Annotated in this window: 20 protein-coding genes; 11 read left to right on the top strand and 9 right to left on the bottom strand. The window is 40.7% G+C overall.

All coding sequences use genetic code 11. The annotated features are described in order from the left end of the window. Positions 1–10 precede the first annotated feature (10 nt). Positions 11–229 (top strand): DUF6500 family protein, encoded by a 219-nt coding sequence (locus C7Y70_RS07650; protein ID WP_135474125.1) that lies wholly within the window; start codon positions 11–13, stop codon positions 227–229. A 334-nt stretch (positions 230–563) separates the two neighbouring features. Here the strand turns inward: C7Y70_RS07650 and C7Y70_RS07645 are convergent, their stop codons facing one another. From C7Y70_RS07645 to C7Y70_RS07635, 3 genes are all read right to left on the bottom strand, one after another. Then, on the bottom strand, positions 564–1,046 hold the full coding sequence (locus tag C7Y70_RS07645) for a YchJ family protein (RefSeq protein WP_099297325.1): 483 nt from the start codon (positions 1,044–1,046) through the stop codon (positions 564–566). 36 nt (positions 1,047–1,082) lie between these two features. Further along, entirely contained in the window at positions 1,083–1,517 is a 435-nt protein-coding gene (locus C7Y70_RS07640; protein WP_135474123.1) for a SulA-like leucine-rich domain-containing protein, read from the bottom strand. Positions 1,518–1,709: 192 nt separating this feature from the next. Continuing rightward, positions 1,710–2,165 (bottom strand): SEL1-like repeat protein, encoded by a 456-nt coding sequence (locus C7Y70_RS07635; RefSeq protein ID WP_099297321.1) that lies wholly within the window; start codon positions 2,163–2,165, stop codon positions 1,710–1,712. A gap of 128 nt (positions 2,166–2,293) precedes the next feature. On the opposite strand from C7Y70_RS07635, the gene C7Y70_RS07630 reads away from it, so the two are divergent. Next, entirely contained in the window at positions 2,294–3,586 is a 1,293-nt protein-coding gene (locus C7Y70_RS07630; protein WP_099297292.1) for an NCS2 family permease, read from the top strand. Between the two features lie 23 nt (positions 3,587–3,609). Here the strand turns inward: C7Y70_RS07630 and C7Y70_RS07625 are convergent, their stop codons facing one another. Continuing rightward, a complete protein-coding gene (locus tag C7Y70_RS07625; protein WP_135474121.1) occupies positions 3,610–4,368 on the bottom strand; it encodes a hypothetical protein in 759 nt (252 codons plus the stop codon). Positions 4,369–4,943: 575 nt separating this feature from the next. Between C7Y70_RS07625 and cysB the strand changes: the two genes are divergently transcribed. Further along, entirely contained in the window at positions 4,944–5,921 is a 978-nt protein-coding gene (cysB, locus tag C7Y70_RS07615; protein ID WP_099295918.1) for an HTH-type transcriptional regulator CysB, read from the top strand. Positions 5,922–5,974: 53 nt separating this feature from the next. Here cysB and C7Y70_RS07610 read toward each other — a convergent pair whose 3' ends face one another. The 3 genes from C7Y70_RS07610 to pabB all read right to left on the bottom strand — a co-directional run bounded on the left by C7Y70_RS07610 (position 5,975) and on the right by pabB (position 9,383). Next, entirely contained in the window at positions 5,975–7,351 is a 1,377-nt protein-coding gene (locus C7Y70_RS07610; protein WP_099295912.1) for an L-serine ammonia-lyase, read from the bottom strand. 97 nt (positions 7,352–7,448) lie between these two features. Beyond that, complete coding sequence (locus C7Y70_RS07605) at positions 7,449–7,985, bottom strand: CoA pyrophosphatase (protein ID WP_135474209.1); 537 nt, start codon at positions 7,983–7,985, stop codon at positions 7,449–7,451. Positions 7,986–8,036: 51 nt separating this feature from the next. Beyond that, complete coding sequence (gene pabB / locus C7Y70_RS07600; RefSeq protein ID WP_135474119.1) at positions 8,037–9,383, bottom strand: aminodeoxychorismate synthase component I; 1,347 nt, start codon at positions 9,381–9,383, stop codon at positions 8,037–8,039. A gap of 165 nt (positions 9,384–9,548) precedes the next feature. Between pabB and C7Y70_RS07595 the strand changes: the two genes are divergently transcribed. The 6 genes from C7Y70_RS07595 (at position 9,549) to C7Y70_RS07570 (ending at position 20,772) form a co-directional block, all read left to right on the top strand. Then, positions 9,549–11,075: a fumarate hydratase gene (locus C7Y70_RS07595; protein WP_135474117.1), complete on the top strand. Its 1,527-nt coding sequence runs from the start codon at positions 9,549–9,551 to the stop codon at positions 11,073–11,075. 399 nt (positions 11,076–11,474) lie between these two features. Continuing rightward, complete coding sequence (locus C7Y70_RS07590; RefSeq protein ID WP_135474115.1) at positions 11,475–12,515, top strand: Glu/Leu/Phe/Val dehydrogenase; 1,041 nt, start codon at positions 11,475–11,477, stop codon at positions 12,513–12,515. Between the two features lie 92 nt (positions 12,516–12,607). Continuing rightward, a complete protein-coding gene (locus tag C7Y70_RS07585; protein WP_135474113.1) occupies positions 12,608–13,258 on the top strand; it encodes a CatA-like O-acetyltransferase in 651 nt (216 codons plus the stop codon). Between the two features lie 154 nt (positions 13,259–13,412). Then, a complete protein-coding gene (locus tag C7Y70_RS07580) occupies positions 13,413–16,298 on the top strand; it encodes a two-component regulator propeller domain-containing protein (RefSeq protein ID WP_348631085.1) in 2,886 nt (961 codons plus the stop codon). A 367-nt stretch (positions 16,299–16,665) separates the two neighbouring features. Continuing rightward, positions 16,666–17,490, top strand: coding sequence for a M90 family metallopeptidase (locus C7Y70_RS07575; RefSeq protein WP_135474111.1), 825 nt, complete (start codon positions 16,666–16,668; stop codon positions 17,488–17,490). A 96-nt stretch (positions 17,491–17,586) separates the two neighbouring features. After that, positions 17,587–20,772, top strand: coding sequence for an amidohydrolase family protein (locus tag C7Y70_RS07570; protein WP_135474109.1), 3,186 nt, complete (start codon positions 17,587–17,589; stop codon positions 20,770–20,772). A gap of 75 nt (positions 20,773–20,847) precedes the next feature. Here C7Y70_RS07570 and C7Y70_RS07565 read toward each other — a convergent pair whose 3' ends face one another. Further along, positions 20,848–21,420 carry a TetR/AcrR family transcriptional regulator gene (locus tag C7Y70_RS07565; RefSeq protein ID WP_135474107.1) on the bottom strand — a complete coding sequence of 191 codons (573 nt, stop codon included), beginning with the start codon at positions 21,418–21,420 and terminating at the stop codon, positions 20,848–20,850. A gap of 93 nt (positions 21,421–21,513) precedes the next feature. On the opposite strand from C7Y70_RS07565, the gene C7Y70_RS07560 reads away from it, so the two are divergent. After that, positions 21,514–21,984: an HPP family protein gene (locus C7Y70_RS07560; RefSeq protein WP_135474105.1), complete on the top strand. Its 471-nt coding sequence runs from the start codon at positions 21,514–21,516 to the stop codon at positions 21,982–21,984. A gap of 36 nt (positions 21,985–22,020) precedes the next feature. Here C7Y70_RS07560 and C7Y70_RS07555 read toward each other — a convergent pair whose 3' ends face one another. Further along, positions 22,021–22,392, bottom strand: coding sequence for a hypothetical protein (locus C7Y70_RS07555; RefSeq protein ID WP_099295903.1), 372 nt, complete (start codon positions 22,390–22,392; stop codon positions 22,021–22,023). 150 nt (positions 22,393–22,542) lie between these two features. Between C7Y70_RS07555 and C7Y70_RS07550 the strand changes: the two genes are divergently transcribed. Further along, entirely contained in the window at positions 22,543–23,295 is a 753-nt protein-coding gene (locus C7Y70_RS07550) for a Nif3-like dinuclear metal center hexameric protein (protein ID WP_135474103.1), read from the top strand. Positions 23,296–23,330 lie beyond the last annotated feature (35 nt).

The raw sequence follows: 23,330 nt of genomic DNA, 5'->3' as shown, positions 1-23,330 counted from the left end.
AGTTTTAAACATGGATGATGCAATTAGGGAACGTATAATTCGCGTTTGTGATAAAAAAATAGATGCAAAAGGGTACAATGTTGGCTTGTCTTTTTATGCCTTCTTTGCCAATAAAAACAATGAACCAGAGTTATTAATGCAAGTTGCTACTTGGTGGATTGAAACGCATCAATTAGATCACTTCGTTAAAGCGCAGAAAATTAAAGATATGATGATCCAGCGACTATAATCGAAATTACATAGAGAATACAGCCAAGTCACTTCAAGGTAAGAGCGTCGTTGGAATTAAAAGTGATTTAGGCAAGGCATAGATTGCAAATAATAGTGGTTTTATTGTTAGAATCAATACGCAGTATAATCCGCTTTTAAACTAACCCGTAGGGCGTTTACAGGCACTTACTATCAGTGTTGTTACATCTCAAAAGGGACTGCCCTTGTTGCAAAGTAACGCCTTGATATTGAACCTTTGTGCGACACTAAATTTTTATTTTGAGGTGACTTGGGTATAGAGGAGCAGATGATTGCTCCAGGCGCTTTGTATTGCTCAACCGTTAAGGTACTTTTTAAGCATTCATGTGGCATTTTTTATATTTTTTGCCGCTGCCACATGGGCAAGTATCGTTCCGGCCAATATGCGTTTCAGTGGTTGGAAATATTTCTCCATCCAAATATTTCCAGACATTTTCTTCTTTTATAAATCGCGATTTTTCATGTAGCTTGCAAAATAGGTCTTTATAAAAATAGCTCGCACAAAACTCTACTATGCCGTTATATTCATTGTGATCAGACATCACGATCTCAAGATTAATAAACCGAGAACTAATTGCAAATTCAGCAATGTCATTAAGTGGATTTTCTTGTTGCTTTTCATTTGCATAGGTTTGGTATATGTACTCAGCATTTTTAATGGCATAAGCAGTATAGCGAGATCGCATAAGTTGTTCAGGCGTTGTTGCATAAGCTGTACCCAAGTGCAATTTTTCACAGCATTGGGCATAACTCTTTTTACTATTACATAAACACGGAAGGTCTGAGAGTGAGGCCATGTTATTTACCCAGTCTAAAATGGGTAGCATAACAGTTTATTGCGACAACGCTAACTCTTCTGATGACTCATTGTTTGTAAAGCAATATAGCTTGGCTGAAGCATGTTCTAAGTTAAGTGATAAATCAGCCAACTGATTGCCTTTTACGATATCTGTCCAAGTTATCACAGCTGCAAAGTTACCGTTATGAAGAGCAGAGTTAAGCACATACTCCAAATTCACCAAGTGTTTTTGCCTGATCACAAGCAGTTTAGATGTGTCGATTGAGCATGAATCTAATAATGCTTTACTCGGCACGTGGTCGGGTGCAATTAATAGTGTCCATGCATTTTGACTATTGTAATGATGAAGCACTTTCAATAATTCGAAGGTTGCTGAAATTTCGTCTTCAATCTGGATTACATTGACAGATGAACTGAGGTTATCTTGTTGGTAGCTTTTAACAGTTCTTAAGGTAATTGGCTGTAACATAACGGTCACTCACTGGTTGTTTATACAGTATTTGTATACAGTAGTTTATACAGTTGTTGTGTGCAAGCATTATTTGTTATTTTTTGAACGATTGTTAGCTTTAAATTACCTACTTTCTAAAATTAAAATTTTAAATTGTTTAAAAACAGTGGTTTATGTTTCTGTTGAAATTAGCCTGTTCGCTGGAGCCGATTAGGGAGTAGAGGGGATCAAATGATTAAACTGCTGTTGATGTATTTGCTCATACAGTGTTGCGGCATAACATTTAGCATCTTGATAGCGTTTAGTTGATAAATGCTTTCTTAAATCAGCTAATGCGGTAGTGGCTGGTTCATAACCTTGGCTACTTGCGAGACTGAGCCATACAGCGCCATGGAATACGCTTTGCGGTACGCCTTGGCCTTTTATGAAGAACAAGCCTAAATAAAACTGTGCACGTTGGTTACCTGCCATAGCGGCCAGTCTCATCCATTTTGCTGCAAGCGGAGGTTGATCGTTTTTTAAATAATACAGTGCTTTTGTAACTACATTGTCAGGCGTTTCAGTATTGCCTTCATTGTGCTCTGTTTTACTCGGTTGAGTAATAAACGCCAATACATTATCTAATTGCTGCTCAAGGTCAAGTCCACTTGGAGATGTATCTGTCATAATACCACGCATATTATTGTTTTCATTCACAGCCTAAGTTTAGTCTAATCAAAGGTAATTTGTCCTGTTATTCCATAAATCTATGGTAAAATTACGCAATTATTCACTCGTTTAATGAAAAAATACTTATGCTTGAAGCCATTTTTAAAATAAGAGCGCAAAATTCATCCATTCGGCGCGAATGTATTGCCGGTGTAACTACCTTTATCACCATGGTGTATATTGTTTTTGTGAACCCCGCTATGCTTGCTGAAGCTGGAATGGATCAAGGCGCGGCGTTTGTTGCGACCTGTATCGCTGCAGCGATAGGGTGTTTTATTATGGGGTTTTGGGCAAATTACCCATTAGCATTAGCACCAGGAATGGGGTTAAATGCATTTTTTACCTATGGAGTCGTTTTAGGTATGGGGTATACATGGCAAGCTGCGCTTGGTGCGGTGTTTATGTCGGGGTGTATCTTTTTACTATTGAGTTTGTTTAAGGTCAGAGAGTGGATTATTAATGCGATTCCGTTGGTGCTCAAACAAGCTATTGCGACGGGAATTGGTGCATTTTTAGCGCTTATTGCACTAAAAAATGCAGGAATTATTGTTGCAAGCCCGGCGACATTTGTTCAATTAGGTGATATCACCGAAGCAGGACCTTTACTCGCAATTTTTAGTTTTTTCATCATAGCAGCGTTGCTTTATAGAGACTTTAAAAGTGGTGTGCTGATTAGCATATTAGCAGTGACTTTAATTGCGCTTGGCTTTGGCTTAGTTGAGTATCAAGGTGTTGTGTCAATGCCGCCTTCGATTGTTCCTACCTTTATGCAATTAGACTTCGCAGCTGCACTTGAACTATCGATGTTGAGCGTGATATTTGCATTTTTGTTTGTTGATTTATTCGATACCTCGGGCACGTTAGTTGCGGTGACTCAAAAAGCAGGGCTTGCAGATGAGAAAGGAAATATGCCCCGCCTTGGTCGTGCATTGAGTGCTGATAGTACGGCAACGATAGCTGGCTCTATGTTAGGCACCTCAACAACAACGTCTTATATTGAATCTGTGGCAGGTGTGTCTGTAGGAGGGCGCACAGGTCTTACGGCAGTTGTAGTTGGTATCTGTTTTTTATTGATGATGTTTTTTGCACCACTTGCACAAATGGTCCCCGCATACGCTACTGCAGGCGCTATTTTATATGTAGCAGTGTTGATGTTACAAAACCTTAAGCTTGTGAACTGGGATGATATGACAGATGCTATACCTGTCAGTGTTGTTTTACTGATGACGCCGCTTACTTTTTCAATTGCTCATGGTATTGCTCTGGGCTTTATTTCTTATACTGCGGTGAAAGTGCTTTGCGGTAAACGTGATGAAGTTAGTGTCAGTGTGTGGATTTTAACGGTGATGTTTGTAATTAAGTTTGCGTTTTTATCGTAGCCTGTAAACAAAGAAAAAGTGGGTTACCACTTTTTCTTTGGTGCAAATAAGACATCTAAATCGTCTTGCTCTTCCTCAGTTTTCTTTTTCAGTGCTGTTGCATTAGAAGCTTTTAGTTCAGTACTTATGGCTTCTAAATACCCCTCAAGTTCTTGCCTTTTGTTATTAACATAATCATCAGAGTAAGGAACTGCGGAGATAGTTGCGTATGCTTTTTCAAAATATTGCCGAGCTGAACCAACCATATTAGCTGAACGAGCAGATAAACCGCGTTTAATCTGACTCTCTATGTTTATTTTTAATTGTAGCTTCTCCATTCGTTTGTCTTCAGCAACAAATGTTTGGCTATCCACTTTACCTTTCCCGTGCTCAGAGCGTAAAAGGGCTCTTAACTTCTTTATACCTTGAATAAGCGCAATGAGTTGTTTGTCGTTATCAGGTAATGCCAGATTTTCAGATTCATTTGAATCAACTTGATTGGACAATCGCGTTTTGGACTCATTCAAACGGTTTTTAAGTTCTTTTGAAGAGGGGGATAACTGAACCATCTCAGTAAGCGCATCATAAATACGACGTTGAATTACACGCAGCACCCCTTCAGACATAGGAATGTTAGCACTGTTGAGAAGTACGTCTTCAGATTCTTCTATGATCTTTTTTTGTTTTGTGAGCTCTTTGCGACGCTCTGTTTCTTGTTTCTCTTTATGTTGTTGTACGGCACTCACCCATAAGGCAATGACGATTAGTGCAACTATCAACACAATAATAATAGAAACGATCATGGTTCAGGTCTCTGGTTTCAAAGCTAATAATTTTTATCTTACCTCAATTATATGCTAAGGGGGTAGTTTTGCGCGGGATATCGAAAAGAAAAAGTGTTTTCATATACCCAAGCCACCTCAAGATGCGAGTTTTCAGTTGGAATTAAAAGCGATTTAGGCAAGGCATTGATTGCAAGTAATAGTGGTTCTATTGTTAAAATCAATAACGCAGTATAAATCGCTTTTAAACCAACCCGCTGGGCGTTTCGCAGTAGCTTACTCTCATCGTTGTTACTTCTTAAAAGGGATGACCATTCTTGCAAAGTAACGCCTTGATATTAAGCCCCTGTGAAACGCTGAATTCTGCATATTGAGGTGGTTTGGGTTTAACTACAAATTAGATTTGATTAAGGGTTGGCGCTTATCTAATCAAAAGATGGCTACCTCATAGCGGACGTTTGTGCTAGCCTAGTACGATAAACGTTATAAATAACCTGCAGTTTAGCCTGTTAATTTCGACTTTTAAGAAAAAACACTTGGCTTGGCATGCATCTACATTTATAAATAAGCAGTATAACTACACTAAAAATGCAGCCATGAAACTACAACAACTCAGATACATCGTCGAAGTCCAAAACCATAAACTGAATGTGTCAGCGACAGCTGAAAGCTTATTCACTTCCCAACCAGGTATCTCTAAGCAAGTTCGCATGCTAGAAGATGAGCTGGGTGTACAAATTTTTGGTCGAAGCGGTAAGCATTTAACGCACGTTACCAGTGCAGGTAATGAAATCATTAATATTTCTCGCGAAATTCTTTCTAAAGTAGAAGGTATTAAAGCGGTTGCGAATGAGCATACGCTTCCTGACCAAGGTAAATTGAACATCGCAACAACACATACCCAAGCTCGTTATGCGTTGCCCAGTGTTATTCAAGGTTTTATGAAAAAGTACCCTGCGGTTTCATTACATATGCACCAAGGTACGCCGCAGCAGATTTCAGATGCGGCAGCCCGTGGCGATGCTGACTTTGCTATCGCAACCGAGGCGCTCCACTTATACTCTGATTTAGTGATGTTGCCTTGTTATCATTGGAACCGCAGTATCGTGGTTGCGAAAGATCATCCGCTTGCACAAAAAGCAAACTCGTTGACTGTTGCTGATATTGCACAATTTCCATTGATCACTTATGTTTTTGGTTTTACTGGCCGTTCAGAACTTGATAAAGCGTTTAATGCTCAAGGGTTAGAACCGCATATTGTATTTACTGCAACAGATGCCGATGTAATCAAAACGTATGTTCGTTTAGGGCTTGGTGTTGGGGTTGTTGCCTCAATGGCAATAGACGAAATCACTGATACAGACTTAGTATGCATCGATGCTAGTCATTTGTTTGAAGCGAGCACCACTAAAATAGGTTTTAGAAAAGGCAGTTTCTTACGCAGTTATATGTATGACTTTATTGAGCGCTTTGCTCCGCATTTAACAAAAGAGCGAGTAGAGCGAGCGAGTTTGTTACGCAATCAAGAAGATGTAGATAAACTATTTGCAGATATTGAGTTACCTGTAAAGTAACGCACTTATTGTAATAAAAAAGCCGCAACTTGCGGCTTTTTTATGGCTAAAATTTAACACTCGATAATATTTACAGCTAATCCGCCGCGAGCAGTTTCTTTGTATTTGGTTTTCATGTCATTACCGGTATCAAGCATGGTTTTGATCACTTTATCCAAAGAGACTTTTTGTTCGCCACTACCACGAATTGCAAGGCGTGAAGCATTAATGGCTTTAATCGCCCCCATAGCATTGCGCTCAATACACGGAACTTGAACAAGTCCGCCTACTGGGTCACAGGTTAAACCTAGGTTATGCTCCATGCCAATTTCGGCCGCGTTTTCAACATGAACGACATTACCACCTACAATTTCTGTTAATGCGCCGGCGGCCATTGAGCAGGCAACGCCTACTTCACCTTGGCAACCCACTTCAGCACCTGAAATTGAGGCGTTCTTTTTATATAAAATACCAATTGCGGCTGCCGTTAATAGATAGCGAGTAGCAATATCACGGTCAACTTCTTTAATGAACGTGTGATAATACATTAATACTGCTGGTAATATTCCTGCTGCGCCGTTTGTTGGAGCTGTTACTACACGCCCGCCAGCTGCGTTTTCTTCGTTCACTGCTAGGGCAAATAAATCAACCCAATCCATGGCTCTTAATGGATCGTTACTTACCTCTACATTTAGTTTTAGGTGAAGACTCGGAGCGCGGCGTTTTACTTTTAAGCCACCAGGTAAAATACCTTCAGTGCGCATACCACGTTCAATGCAGGCTTTCATTACTTGCCAAATATTGAATAGCTCGTCTTTTATATCGTCTTCATTGCGAAGCGTCTTTTCATTTTTCATCATCAAAGTTGAAACGCTATAGCCCGACTCTTTACACATTTCGAGCAGATCTTTGGCTGTTTCAAACGGATAAGGTGCTGGGTTTTGTTCGCGAATATCTAATGCTGCTTGTTTTTCGTTATCAAACTCTTCGTCAGTGACAATAAAGCCACCACCAATAGAGTAGTAGACTTTGCTCGCTACTTTCTCGTTGCCATTGAAAGCGACAATTTCCATTGCATTTGAATGCTTAGGTAACGTTTTACGGCGGTGAAATACAATAGCACCTTGTTTAGGGAATGCGGCTTTATGTACTTGGTTTAAGTATATGACTTGCTCATTCTCAATTTTAGCAAGAATGTCATCGACTTGGTCGGCATCAATTGTTTCAGGATCATAGCCTGCTAACCCTAAAATAACCGCTTTACCAGAGCCATGGCCAATGCCTGTTTGACCCAGTGAGCCGTATAACTCTACTTTGACACTTGTAATATCTGTTAATAGGTTTTGTTCTTGTAATTCATTAACAAATAAACGTGACGCACGCATAGGTCCGACGGTGTGAGACGACGACGGGCCGATGCCAATACTGAACATATCAAATGCACTGATCATATATTTTCTCTACTTTTTACTCAGCACGACTGCTGCCTTTGAACGGGCGAACATAATAACGTGTAATTGAGTGCTTGTAACCATTTGCAGCACGGTTTTAAACTGGTATGGCTAGTTGCGCGGTAAAGTTTTTAATTATGCTTGCAGTGGCGCCCCATAACAATCCATGCGGCGTTCGGAACCCTTCCAGGGTTCGTTGTTGACCAAAGCGTTGAAAAGGTATCGGCTCCCAGTTACTCGCATCTGCCAATGTATGAATTGGCACTAAGAAGCTAGCCGCAACTTCACTGGGATCGGCAGCCCATTGGGTTTTACTATCAAGGAATCCGACGAAAGGAGTGATGGTAAAGCCTGTCAAAGTTGAGTAATTTGGTAATTTACCCGCTACTCTAATTTGAGCGGGCTTAATATTAAGCTCTTCATACAATTCACGCAGGGCAGTGTGGCGTAAACTTAAGTCTTTTTTTTCATTCTTTCCACCGGGCAAGCAAATTTCTCCCGGGTGGTGCTTTAGGTAATTTGGGCGCTTGCAAAGCAAAATATGTGCACAGTCCTGAATATCAATTATAGGCAACATCACGGCACTGGCGCGGCGCGATTGATGGACAGGAGCAACAAAAGGTTGCTCCCTCATTGCTGCGCTTATTTGAAATCGCGCAAGAATTTGATGACTGTTCACAGCAAATTACTTAAGTAATGGGAGGATTTTATTCACTTTATCGTATGTCTCTTGGTATTCCAAGTCAGCGTGTGAGTCTGCAACAATACCACCGCCAGCCCAGCAATGTATGCGCTGTTGGTGGCACACTAAAGTTCTGATTGTGATACTGGTGTCCATATTTCCACATGAACTTAAATACCCGATTGACCCACAATAAACACTGCGGCGATGGGGTTCTAGCTCTTCTATTATTTCCATCGCACGAATTTTGGGTGCGCCAGTAATGGAACCACCTGGAAACGCAGCTTTTAATTGGTCGACTGCAGTTTTGTCATCCGCTAATTGTGCTGTGACCGTACTTACAAGATGATGAACAGCTGGAAAACTTTCGATAGCAAACAAAGAGGGGACTTTTACGCTCCCCGGCTTTGCTACTTTACCAAGGTCGTTACGAAGTAAGTCCACAATCATGACATTTTCAGCGCGATCTTTCTCAGACCTTTGTAAACGAGTGGCTTGCTGTTGGTCCTCTATGAAGTTTTCACAACGCGGAAGAGTCCCTTTAATTGGTTTAGTTTCAACATGACCGTTATTTACTGAGATAAAACGTTCGGGTGAAATAGAAATGATTGCACCGTCAGGGTGATTAATAAAACTTGAAAAAGGTGCTTTATTGGCTTCTCTTAAAGTGCAGTATGCTTGCCAAGGCGCTCCTTGGTACTGCGCAGAAAAGCGTTGTGCGAGATTTATTTGATAGCAATCACCACTTTTCAAATAGGCTTGAATCTTTTCAAATTTGTCAGTGTATTGCTCTGCTGTCATATTTGATAGCCAATTTTCGGTTATTTTAAACGGTTGTCTTTGTTGCTTTTCTTCTTTTAAAGCACTTAGGTACAGAGCAAGCCTGTCGATGTTAGGTTGAGCTACATAAAACCAATTATGCTGTTGCTTGTCATAAATAAGCGCGTCAGGATATAGCCCCACAGCAAGCTGTGGCATATCAATATCATTTTTTGCTTGAACTGAAATACGCTCAATAACGCGACCTAAATCGTAACCAAAATAGCCCAGCCAGCCACCACTAAAAGGCAATTCAGGCGTCACTTTAGTAGTGTCAAATTTATCAAGCTCTTGCTGAAGAATCGTAAAACAGTCACCAGTAATAATTTCATCATCAAGGTACGTTTGATTGTTTTTAACTTCCAAGCGTCTAGTTGGCGCGATGGCAATAATATCGTATCGGCTATTTACGTGATCGCTATTTGCTGAATCAAGCAGCATTGCATAAGGCAAATGAGCTAAATGACTAAAAATCTCTACGCAGTTGGGCGATATGTCTAATTGAATACAGGTTTTATGTTGTTTTATCATCTATTTTTTACCCTGAATGACTGGCTCGAAACGGGCTGGGAGGGTATCATAAGTTAAAATTTTTTGGCAGCATTTAGTGATGTTGTCAAAGCGCTTTGCAAACCACCGTCACCGGTTTGGTCTAAGTTACGTGTTAATCGCGTAAAGGTAACTTAAGGAACCCCTATGAGTACAATTCGTCAGCAAGACTTTATTGATAGCATTGAAGATGCGTTGCAATATATTTCGTTTTATCATCCTCTTGATTTTGTTCAAGCATTAGAAAAAGCTTACAACAAAGAACAAAGTAAAGCAGCTAAAGATGCCATTGCGCAAATTCTAATTAACTCTCGCATGTCGGCTGAAGGTAAGCGCCCGCTTTGTCAAGACACAGGTATCATTACGTGTTTTGTTAAAGTAGGTATGGATGTTAAATGGGACAAAACAGATTTGACCGTGCAGCAAATGGTTGATGAAGGTACTCGTCGTGCTTATTTAAATCCTGATAACCCACTACGCGCATCAATTGTTGCCGATCCTGCCGGCACACGTAAAAACACGAAAGATAATACACCGTCTGTTGTTCATATAGATTTAGTACCTGGTGGCGAAGTTGAAGTAATGGTTGCTGCAAAAGGCGGTGGTTCAGAGAATAAAACTAAGATGGTGATGTTAAACCCATCTGATGATGTGGCCGCATGGGTTGAAAAAACATTACCGACTATGGGTGCTGGCTGGTGTCCGCCGGGTATGCTTGGAATAGGTATTGGTGGTACCGCTGAAAAAGCGGCAGTGTTGGCAAAAGAATCATTGATGGATCCTGTTGATATCCATGAGTTGATGGAACGTGGTGCACAAACAACAGAAGAAAAAATGCGTTTAGACATTTTTGAACGTGCTAATAAATTAGGCATTGGTGCACAAGGCTTAGGTGGTTTAACTACGGTTGTTGATGTAAAAATTAAAACCGCACCTACTCATGCAGCATCAAAACCTGTTGTGATGATCCCTAACTGCGCAGCAACACGCCACGTACACTTTACCCTTGATGGTTCAGGCCCTGCTAATTTAAAAGCGCCTAAGCTTGAAGATTGGCCAGAAGTCACGTTTGAAGTGGGTGAAGGTACTCGTCGCGTTGATTTAAATACGCTAACAAAAGAAGACACCCAAGAATGGAAAATGGGTGAAACTGTGTTGTTATCAGGCACCATTTTGACTGGTCGTGATGCTGCTCATAAACGCTTGCAGGATATGATCAACTCAGGAGAAGGTTTACCTGAAGGTGTGGACTTTGATAATAAGTTTATTTACTACGTTGGCCCAGTTGATGCTGTCGGTGATGAAGCTGTAGGCCCTGCAGGCCCAACGACGGCTACGCGCATGGATAAATTTACCGACATGATGTTAGAGAAAACTGGCATAATTGGCATGATAGGTAAAGCTGAGCGTGGTCCTGCGACAGTAGAGTCAATTAAGCAAAACAAATCTGTGTATTTAATGGCTGTTGGTGGCGCTGCTTACCTTGTGTCTAAAGCAATCAAGAAAGCTCGTGTGGTCGCATTTGAAGATTTAGGTATGGAAGCTATTTACGAATTTGAAGTTGAAGATATGCCAGTCACGGTTGCCGTAGATAGCGAAGGTGCAAATGCGCATACGCAAGGCCCTGCAATTTGGAAAGCTAAAATTGAAGAGCTTGACGGTAAATTAAAGTAATTTGCCACGGTGATAGCGGTCTATGTGGGTTACCATAGACCGCTATCACATCTGACCAGTTTTTATCCTCGCTTAATAAATCCCCCAACTCCTTATTACTAAAGAAGTATTGCTCATTACTAAGTTGTAATAATTACTTTACAATGATTTTGTCTTTTACGTTAACGTAAAGCGATAAGGCTTATATTACATTTATAGTGCATAATATATTTAATAATTAATGTTAATTTGCATTTTCTATCTTTGCATTTCGCTTTGCACAGTGATTTTATGATGCTCAGTGATTTTGATAGGTTTTATCATCTTATATAGTGGTCAGGGTCATTGCTAAGTGATAAAGTCTCGACAATTTCAGCGCGCATACCCTCTCACGGGTTATAAATTTCGGAGTAACATAAAGTGGCTGTGTTTAATCAAGTTGACTTTGATAACCACGAACAGGTGGTTTTTTGTTCAGATAAAGAATCAGGCCTTCGTGCCATTATTGCTGTTCACAATACTAATTTAGGTCCAGCTGTTGGTGGTTGTAGAATGTGGGATTATGCCAATGATGACGATGCAGTAGTTGATGCGCTTCGTTTATCTAAAGGCATGACATATAAAAATGCAGTAGCACGCCTTCCATTTGGTGGTGGTAAGTCAGTTATAATTGGTAATGCAAAGGAAATTAAATCAGAGCAACTCTTTCGTGCATTTGGTCGTCAATTAGAGCGTTTAAATGGAAGTTATTACTCTGCAGAAGATGTGAATATTACTTGTGCTGATGTCGCTATCATGAACAAAGAAACAAACTATGTTCTTGGTCTTGAAGGTAAAAGCGGTAATCCATCACCCTTTACAGCATATGGTACATTTTTAGGTATTAAAGCAGCCTTACAACATCAACGTGGCCATCAAGACTTGAGCGGGATCAAAGTTGCAGTGCAAGGTTTAGGCGCAGTTGCTTACGGTTTGTGTAAGCATTTACATGAAGCCGGCGCGAAGTTATTCGTGACTGATATAAATCAAGTTGCAATTGATAGAGTTGTGAATGATTTTGCTGCTACAGCCGTGGGTATTGATGACATCTATGACTTAGATGTTGATGTGTATGCGCCGTGTGCACTAGGTGCAACCGTTAATGATATTACTATCCCACGCCTAAAAGCGACAATAATTGCGGGGTGTGCGAATAATCAACTAGCTGAGTCTCGCCATGGGGAGATTATTCGTGAGAAGGGGATTTTATATGCTCCTGATTACGTAATAAATGCGGGTGGTATTATTAATGTGTATTATGAAACTGCACCAGAAGGCTACTCAGTTGAAGCATCGAATAAGCATGTTGAAGGTATTTTTACTACCTTGACTGAAATTTTTGCTCGCAGCGAAAAAGAACAAAAATCAACGCATATAATTGCGGATGAACTAGCACAAGAGATCATTACCAACGGTCTTTAATTTTGTATTAAAGCAAAGGTGTGCATTTACACCTTTGCTTTGTCTTTTAACTTAGTTACGCTAGCGATAAATATCACAACGTGTGACCCTTAATGACAGCCATAAATTTAGATACGTGGCCTCGTAGCCAACATTTCTCGCTTTTTAAAGATTTTAGCCAGCCTTATTTTAGTGTGTGCGTTCATATTGACGCAAAGCAATTATTTAATTGTTGTAAATCTAGTCAACAGTCATTTTTTCAAAGTTATATTTTTTTAGTGTTACGTGCCTGCCATCAATACCCACCTATGTTACAGCGAATAATAAATGACGCTCCATGGCAACTTGACGATGCTCGAGCAAGTGTTGTTGAATTGGCGGCTGATGAGACTTTTCGGTTCAGCTATTTTTCACTCACGCAGCAGTTTGATGAATTTAGTAAACATGTGCAACAAGTTGGTAGTCAGACCAAAGCAGCCCCCTTATTTTCAGATGCGTTTGCCCATACCGAAGGGCAAGCTGATTTAATCCATATTTCTGTATTACCTTGGCTGGATTTCACTAGTTTTTCACATGCATATTCTCATGGAAAAAGCCTGGGTATACCTAAGTTAGTGTTTGGTAAATACAACAAAGACACAGGTAAAATGCCGCTATCGATTGATGTGCATCATGCATTGATGGATGGTTTACACGTGGCACGTTTTATTGAATATTTTCAAAATTGTATTGATCAGTATTGTAAAACGATGCAGAAAAAATAACCGATACTATTTTGGTAATGAAAATAAAATTAATACTATGCTAGTATTAATGCTAAGTAGACAATAATAATGACAATTTAGTCATAATAAAGAATGAACGACAGTTTCTTTTTAAGGCTAAATACTTGGCTTGGTGTGCTCTAAAGGCGTTTATATGATGAAGCGGATCAGTTTATTCTTTTTCTGTATAGTTCAATTTACCTGTATTGCAGCCGAAAATACACGACTCCCACTCAATGATTATTTTTCAGAGACATGGAACACGCGTACTGGCCTACCTCATAACAGTATTAATAGCGTTGCACAAACGTCAGACGGTTATATTTGGATTGCAACATGGGAAGGGCTCGCTCGTTTTAACGGCCGTGATTTTAAGTTGTTTACACGCTCCGAGATTAAAGGGTTACCCGACTCAGGTTTGCGTAGCCTTTCAGCTGAACCCGATGGAAGTTTGTACATTGTAGGGGCTCGTGGTGGCATTAGCCATTTAAAGAGTGGACAATGGAAAACATCAGCCAATGCTCAGGCGATGGTTAATCATATTTTAAATCCTACACCTTCCGAAGTATGGCTTGGTCTTGAAGGTAAGGGGTTAGTACTTCGCGACAAAACAACTAATCATGAATCCCACTTATTAATAAACTTAAGTGTCTATCGTTTAATACAAGACAGTAACTCAGTAATTTGGGCTGCTACCAGTGAAGGCTTATACCGGATTGAGGATAAAGAACCGCAACTTATTACGCCAGCTCAAGGTTTACCCACAAGCTCTATTTATACGCTGTTATTGACTCGTCAAGGCCAACTCATTGTAGGTGGAGAAAAAGGCGCATGGCGTTTAGTCGACAATAGGTTTGAGTCAGTCCATGCAGACTTTAATGGTGAGTCAGTTTCAAGCCTATTAGAAGACAGTAATAATGACCTTTGGTTAGGAACAATTAACAAAGGCTTATTTAGATTGAGCTCTTTGGGATTAGAGCAACTTGACTCTGAGGCTGGATTACCCGCTAATAGAATTTTATCGCTGTTGCAAGATAGAGAAGGAAGCATTTGGGTTGGAACAAATGGCGGACTATTTCGTTTACGTGAAGCCCCTTTCTCAGTGTGGACAAAAAAGCGTGGCTTAAGTGGTAACTATATTCGGGCGATACTTTCTCATTCTGATGGCAGTATATGGGTCGGTAGTAGCTCAGGCTTAAATCGCATAAAAGACGATAAAGTTCAAAGTTACTCAGTAACTGATCAAACTAGGCCATTATCTGTATTAAGTTTGGTAGAAGATGACTCTGGTGGCGTGTGGATAGGCACATATACCTCAGGGATTTTGCGTGTTGTGGACGACAAAATTTACCCTATTTTAAATCGTGATGGTGGGCTTGCAAGTAATGAAGTCAGAGCGTTACTGTTTGATCATAAGCAACGTTTATGGGCCGGTACTGCATCGGGTTTAACACGAATAGAAACGGATGGCTCCATCACTCAATTTACCACCGATGAAGGGCTTCCTGGTGACTTTATTATGGCATTATCGCAAGACGCTAATGGCAATATTTGGGTTGGCACAGGGGTCGGGGTTGCTATGTTTAATGACTCTCTTGGTAAATTTAAAGGGCAACAATTTCCGCGAAAATTTAATGCAGAATACGCATTCGGTTTTTATAGCCAAAACAATAATATGTGGATGACGACAGACCGAGGGCTGATCCGCTTTAATATTGAAACAGGTCAAATTGATATGCTCGGTAGGGAGCAGGGGCTACCCGTAGACAAGTTATTTCAACTCGTTGCCCAAGGGGATTTATTTTGGCTTTCCAGTAACCGTGGCATAATTCAAATTAAACAACAGGAAGTCGATGACTTTTTAGATAATAAAAATTCGAACCTATTACAATATCAACTTTATGATGAAGGCGATGGGATGCTCAGTGCCCAAGCAAATGGTGGCTCGAGTCCTGCTGCCACTTTACATCATGATGGCAGTGTTTGGTTTGCCACTGCAAATGGTGCAGCGAGTGTTATGCCAGAGCGTTTAAAACGTGCTTCTCAGCTCGCATTGCCTACGATTATTGAGTTGCTTGTCGTTGATGGTAAAACGATGAATATTAGTAACCAAGATGACTTAATTGAGTTGCCAGCAGGTTCTGATAGGGTCTCATTTCACTATGCGGGTTTGAGCTTTATTATGTCGCAGAGGCTTAAGTTTCAAACTAAACTGTTAGGCTATAATGATAAATGGGTTGATCGTCATAAACTCAATATCACCGAATATACAAACCTTGCGCCGGGTAAATATACTTTTATGGTGCGCTCAAGTTACCCCAACTCACCTTGGCAAGATAATCTAAAGGCAATCACTTTTGTGATAAAGCCTTACTTTTGGCAAAAAGTGAGCTTTAAATTAGCGGTATTTATAACGATATTACTACTTTGTTATGGCCTTTATAAATATAGATTGTACCACTACAAAAAGATTGAAAAACGACTAACCGAAAGGGTCGATGAGCAAACGTACGCGCTGCAAGCTCAAAATGAGGCATTTGCTCACCAAGCTACGCATGATCAACTAACGGGCATACCTAATCGGCGGGCATTTGATGATTGGCTTGCAGAAAACTTTAATGACTTCAAACAAACAGATAAACCTTTAGCGTTAGTAATTGTTGATATTGATTATTTTAAGCGTATAAACGACAACTGGTCTCATATTGTTGGCGATAGAGTGATTTGCGTGGTGGCTAATATTCTTCAGCAGTGCTGTGACGATAATCAATACCAAGTGTCGCGGTGGGGCGGGGAAGAGTTTACGCTGCTTATGCCAAACAAATCCATAGAGCAAGCACAAAAGGATTGCGAACAATTACGTGAACAGATTGCGAATTATGACTTTTCAAGTATTGCTACAAATTTAAAGATTACAGCAAGCTTTGGTGTGGCTGATTCACGTTCTGTTGATGAATACGATCGACTCCTTGCAAAGGCTGATAAAGCGTTATATCAAGCAAAAGAAAACGGTAGAAACCGAATTGAAGCACTGAATTAAACAAATGAGGTGCTAGGATCTGTTTACCTTGCAAGGTTAAATTTGCAGCAGTCTGTTTGATATTCAGGCAAGGCAGCGCCTATGTAGTGTGGTTATTCCCCATAAATAGGTGATAACGCGGTATAAATGCCAAACAGGCGCAGCGCTTCGGGTCTCTGCCTAGGGGCGATTTACTCTTTGTAGCTTGGTTTTTACTTAGCCCACTAGGTTATAAACCTCGCGCCGCGATTAAACCGCCCTTAGCTTGAACAAATTTTAATCCGCAAAGATAAACAGACCCTAATTGTTACTTTTTAATTGCATATAGATTGAATTATGAACCGTGCGGGCATATTAATACGGTAAGAATTCATTATTGAGCTTTAAAATGGTTAATGCTTTATTACTTTTCGCACTTGTTATGTTTGTATCTGTTTACTGGTATTGGCCCAAATTTCAACAGCGATTTTGGCTTAATAAATACCATGACAGCTCTCTAAACGAGCAGCAAAAAGCACTATTAATAAAATACATGCCAATTTATCGGAATATGACTGATGCAGACCGTGAAAAGCTTGAACGCCATATTATTTGGTTTTTAAATGAAAAACGGTTTATTGGTTGTGATGGTTTAAAACTAAATGATGCAATGAAACTAATTGTTGCCGCCGATGCATGTTTACTCGTATTAAATAAACCATGGCCACTTTATAAGAACGTAAAAGAGATACTACTTTACCCGAGTGCATATTACGCACCTCAAACCTCAACCGATAATGCAGGTCTTGTTAGTTATCACAATACAGTGCGCCAAGGGGAGTCTTGGCCTGGCGGCACATTAGTTTTAAGTTGGCATGATGTGCTTGAAGGAAATCGTCTCCCTAGTGATGGGCATAACTTAGTGTTTCATGAGTTTGCGCATCAACTTGATCAAGAAACGGGGAAAACAACGGGCACGCCTGTTTTAACAAAATCCGCTGATTACAAAAACTGGGCAAGGGTATTTAGTCGTGCTTATAATCAACTCAAAACACATGTAGCCTACAGCATGCCGCATGTTATCCATAGTTATGGTGCGACAAACGAAGCGGAGTTTTTTGCAGTGATCACTGAAACCTTTTTAGAAAAGCCCGCAGAGCTGCGCCATTACGACCCAGAAATTTACACTATGCTGGTGGATTACTACCAGTTTGATCCAATTAAATGGCATTAACCGCTAAATAAACACACTTCATCAAATATCGCTGGTAAGTTGCTGCGCTTTTTGTTGCAATCGTATTAATAAACAACAAGAACAAGCGAGAATTCGATGAAAAAACTGCTTCAAACAGCGCTGGCTGTATCAGTGTCGCTAGCAATTAGTACAAATGTGCAAGCTGCTGACAAAGCCGATGAGCAAAAATGGCAAGTTGACGCCCCACAAGGCCAGTTTATTGACGCTGCAATAAGCGTTGATCAAGGCACTTGGATGAACGTTGATGTGAGCCCAGATGGCGAAACCATTGTATTTGATTTACTGGGCGACATTTACACTATGCCCATCAGCGGTGGAAAAGCGACTCAGCTTACCTCTGATATTGCTTGGCAAATGCAACCTCGTTTTAGCCCTGATGGGAAACACATTGCGTTTACCTCAGATCAAGGCGGCGGTGACAATATTTGGCTAATGGATGTTAATGGTGAAAACCAAACGGCTGTTACCGACGAAACCTTTAGATTGCTCAATAGTCCAGCTTGGAGTCCTGATGGCGATTATATCGTGGCACGCAAGCACATTACTGCAACACGCTCATTAGGTGCTGGTGAAGTATGGCTTTACCATAAAGCCGGCGGCAAAGGTGTTCAACTAACGAAGCGTGCTGATGACCAAAAAGATTTAGGTGAACCGATGTTTTCACCTGATGGCCGTTATGTCTATTTTTCCCATGATGCAACGCCGGGTAAAACTTTCCATTACTCAAAGGATTCTGTTGCCGGTATTTATAAAATTAAGCGTTTTGACCGTCAAACGGGTGAAATTGAAACCATCATCAGCGGTATGGGTGGCGCTATTAGGCCAACACCGTCACCAGATGGTAAAAAGCTTGCGTATATCAAGCGGGATGATTTTCAAACCAGTTTATACGTTTATGACTTAACCTCTGGCAAGCACACTAAACTTTACGACAAGCTTGAACGTGATATGCAAGAAACGTGGGCGATACATGGTGTTTACCCAACGATTGCATGGACACCGGATAATGACGAGCTGGTATTTTGGGCTGGTGGTAAAATTAATAAACTCGATGTTGAAGACAAATCAGTCGAGAACATCGCCTTTAATGTAGACACAAGTAAAAAAGTTCAAACCGCTGTGCGTTTTACACAAGATATTGATAGTGAAGATTTCGATATAAAAATGCTGCGTAATGTGCAAGTGTCTCCCGATGGCGAAACGGCTATTTTTGAAGCGCTTGGGCATATTTATAAACGCGATTTAGAGTCAGGCAAGGTGAAGCGTTTAACGCGCCAAGATGATCACTTTGAGTTATTCCCACAGTATTCTCGTGACGGTAAAAAAATTGTATATGTTACCTGGGACGATAATGAGCAGGGCAGTGTTCGTGTGGTATCAGCACGAAGTGGTCGCGGCGAGAGCATAACGCAAGAGCCGGGCAAATATGTTGAGCCAACATTTAGCCCAGACGGTAAAACCGTGGTTTATCGTAAAGCGTCAGGCGGTGGTATTTTAAATCCAGACTGGTCATTACACCCTGGTATTTACGCGGTGAGTGCTAAAGGCGGTGAGGCTGAATTAATTACTAAAAGTGGCTATCAGCCGCAATTTGGTGCGACCAGTGACCGTATTTTTGTTATGAGCCCGTGGCCAAAACCAAGCTTAAGCGTGGTTGAGCTGGATTCTAAAAAAGTACAAAAGCTATATGAATCAAAACATGCGACAGAGTTTAGGGTATCACCTAATGGCAAATACTTAGCGTTTGCAGAGCGCTTTAAAGTGTTTGTAACGCCACTTGTTGAAAATGGCAAAAGCATTAATATTGGCCCGAAAGACAGCCAATTCCCAATTGAACAATTGTCTGTTCGTGCTGGTGAAAGCATCAGCTGGAGCGCAAACAGTGATAAACTTTATTGGACTTTAGGCCCAGAGCTTTATCATGCCAGTTTAGCGGGTATTTTTGATATTAACCAAGCCGATGATGCCGATTTTAAAGTAAAAAGCGGTGACAACATCAGCTTTAGCAAAAAAATGGCTGAGCCAGAAGGCATGTTTGCACTAACAGGTGCGCGTATCATTACTATGCAAGGTGATAAAGTAATAGAAAATGGTGTGCTACTGACTGATGGTAAACATATAAAAGCAGTAGGTACAGCGCAAAGCGTATCAATTCCTAAAGGTGCACAAGTCATTGACGTGGCGGGTAAAACCATTATGCCAGGTATTGTGGATGCCCATGCCCATGGCTCGCAAGGCAGTAATGAGATTATTCCTGAGCAAAACTGGAAAAACCTAGCTGGTTTATCATTGGGTGTGACCACTATTCACGATCCATCTAACGACACCACCGAAATATTTGCTGCCAGCGAAATGCAAAAAGCAGGCACCATTGTTGGACCACGTATTTTCTCAACGGGGACCATTTTATATGGGGCAAATATGCCAGGTTACACTTCGCACATTGACTCGTTAGAGGATGCTAAGTTCCATTTAGAGCGCTTAAAGAAAGTGGGTGCGTTTAGTGTTAAATCATACAATCAACCGCGACGTGAGCAACGTCAACAAGTGATTGAAGCTGGCCGTGAGCTTGAAATGATGGTGGTGCCAGAAGGTGGCTCATTATTACAGCATAACTTAACCATGGTTGTGGATGGCCACACAGGGATTGAGCATTCAATTCCAGTGGCGAATATTTATGATGATATCAAACAGCTTTGGTCGCAAAGTGACGTTGGTTATACACCGACGCTAGGTGTTGCTTACGGTGGTATTTGGGGTGAAAACTATTGGTATGATAAAACCGATGTGTGGAACCATCCACGTTTAAGTAAGTTTGTGCCGAAAAACCAATTGTTACCGCGCTCTATGCGCCGCGTTAAAGCGCCCGATCATCACTATAATCACTTTAATAATGCACGCGTAGCGAAAGAGCTGCAAGATTTAGGTGTATTAGTGAATCTAGGTGCGCATGGACAACGTGAAGGTTTAGCTGCTCACTGGGAAATTTGGATGTTTGCACAAGGCGGCATGACGCCACTTGAAGCGCTACGCGCCGCAACACTCGACCCTGCTAAATACATTGGCCTTGATAAAAACATTGGTTCACTTGAGGTAGGGAAACTTGCCGATTTAGTTGTGATTGATGGTAATCCGCTGAAGAATATTCGTGATACTGACAAAGTTGACTACACCATGATCAATGGCCGTTTATTCAACGCAGCCACAATGAATGAAGTAGGTGAGAAACAGCGAGATAAACTTTACTTTGAGCAGAAGTAAAAAAATTAAACATCGAATAGGTGATTATGACTAAAAGCGGCATTAGCCGCTTTTTTACTTTTTTGGGCATAATCTTTAAGCAATAAGTTTCTTAATAATAGTTTTATCGAGCAGCAGTGTTTGAGGCTGTTTACTGACTCTTGCTTGGCAAATAATACCCTCTTTTAATGTCATAAGTAATTTACTTAATTGTTCTGCCTCTGCGGGGGATTCTTTAAGTTGCGTTGTAAGTGTAAGCGCATCATAAATAATTTTAAGTACAGTCTGTTTGTGCTTAGAACATAATCGAGCAATGGGATCTGTCTCCAGTGGAAATTCAGCGGCTGTATTTATAAAAAAGCAGCCATTAAAATTGCCAAGCTCATCTACTTTATTGTTGATCCATAGCGACAATGCATTAAACAGTGCATCAGCCACTTCAAATGGTGTTTTAGCATAAATAAGTTGTGCTTTTAACCACCTGTTAAAGCGTTCATCGCGAACTACTAAACACGCACAAATGAGCTCATCTTTACTACTAAAGTGATTATACAGTGTCTTTTTAGCGACTTTAGCAGCCTGTATAACTTCATTAATGCCTACGGCATGAATACCTTTATTGTAAAAAAGCACTAAAGCGGTGTTTACAATTTGCGTGCGTTTTTCCATATCGGCTCCTTTAAAAAAGTAAGCTTGACACGGGGAGACCAGTTTGTCTACTATGTGCAGGTAGACAGTTCGGTCTACTTTTTGGAGGCCACTATGAATAACGATGCTTTAAAAGCAATAAGTGCAGGGTTATTTTCCGCAATAACTTTAAGTGTATTGGCTTGGTTAGATAACCTAGGAAGTTATGGTATTTGGTTAATGGCGCCTTTTGGTGCCACTGCCGTGTTAGTGTTTGGCGTACCGTCAAGTCCTTTGGCTAAGGCTAAAAATGTAATTGGAGGACACTTTTTAACGGCTTTAATAGGGGTTGTTTTTGTTAATTATATCGGTGTAGATACAGCCAGCATTGCAGTAGCGACAGGACTTGCTATAAGTATAATGATGTTGACGAACACTGTTCATCCTGCTGCGGGAGCAAATCCTATTTTGATAATGGTAACGGGGCAAAGTTGGACGTTTTTAATTACGCCTGTACTAATGGGAACGATATTCATCGTTTTATGTGGCTACTTATCTCAGTGGTTGCTAAAAGCATATTTATTTAAACACAAAAAAACCGCTTAACAGCGGTTTTTTTTATTTAAAGTATACCACTTTAAATTACACAACACCGCGTGGTAGGCGACAGTCATGATCTTTTTCAGCTAGGTAAACAATCCATAACTCTTCGGCTGTGTAGCCGTCTTCGTTAGCTGTTACGACAGCAAATGGTGCTTTTTTCTCAGCTGGTTTTGCTGGCGCGGCAGTTTTAGTTTTAGTTTTTTTAGCTGGCGCTTTTACAGCAGGTTGCTCAGCCGTTTTACCAGAAGTAAGCTGTTCAGTTAACTCAGCTACATCAGCAAGGCGTAAATTTTTACCGCCGTCGATGCTGTACCAACCAGGTTTAGTGGTAATTTCAGGTTTCTTGCCATTGGCTGCTTCATATGCTGCTTCAAAGGCATTTAACACTTCTGTTTTGTCTAGTTTGCTCATCAGAGACCCTATACGTTGTAAACACAGATAAAGAATACTCATTTATACCTAGTTTTGGCGAACTTTTCAATTTTTTGCGATTTTCCTTCCATTTTGGCGTTATAAACGCCAAAATTTGCACAAAATATAATGCAGAGGTAGCAAAGTATTATGCAACGTAGAGAATTCAACCAATTATTAAATGAGATCTTAAAACCTGATTCAATTAAAGACTTTTGCCCAAATGGGCTTCAAGTTGAAGGGCAGGAAGAGATTAAAAAGATTGTGACGGGTGTCACTGCAAGCCAAGCACTTATTGATGCAGCGATTGCTCATGGAGCCGATACGATTTTAGTGCATCATGGTTATTTTTGGAAAGGTGAATCACAACCTATTACAGGAATGAAAAAGCGTCGTATTGGTGCGTTATTAGCACATGATATTAATTTGTTTGCTTATCACCTTCCACTTGATGTGCACCCCGTGATTGGCAATAACGCGCAGCTTGCAGATCTTCTTGATATCCAGTGGGAAACAGGCCTTGAACCGGTTAATAATAGTGTTGCTGTTAAAGGGCGTTTAAAAACACCGATGACGGGTGAGCAGTTTGGGGAAAAAATTGCCAAGGTTCTTAATCGTGAGCCGTTAACAAGTCTAGTACGTGATGAACCAATAGAAACGATAGCTTGGTGTACAGGCGGCGGACAAGGCTATATAGATTTAGCCGCAAGCCAAGGTGTTGACGCTTATTTAACGGGCGAAGCATCAGAGCAAACAATTCATAGCTCTCGAGAGCAAGGCATAGACTTTTTTGCTGCAGGACATCATGCGACAGAGCGTTATGGAGTTAAGGCCCTTGGTGAGTTGTTATCAGACGACCACGGCTTTGACGTGACCTTCATTGATATTGATAACCCAGTATAAATACAGCCAAGGCTACACTTCACTCAGTGTAGCCT

Origin of the sequence: Pseudoalteromonas sp. KS88 (assembly GCF_004766475.1) — a bacterium.
Lineage (GTDB): Bacteria > Pseudomonadota > Gammaproteobacteria > Enterobacterales > Alteromonadaceae > Pseudoalteromonas.
This window is presented reverse-complemented; position numbering and strand designations above follow the sequence as displayed.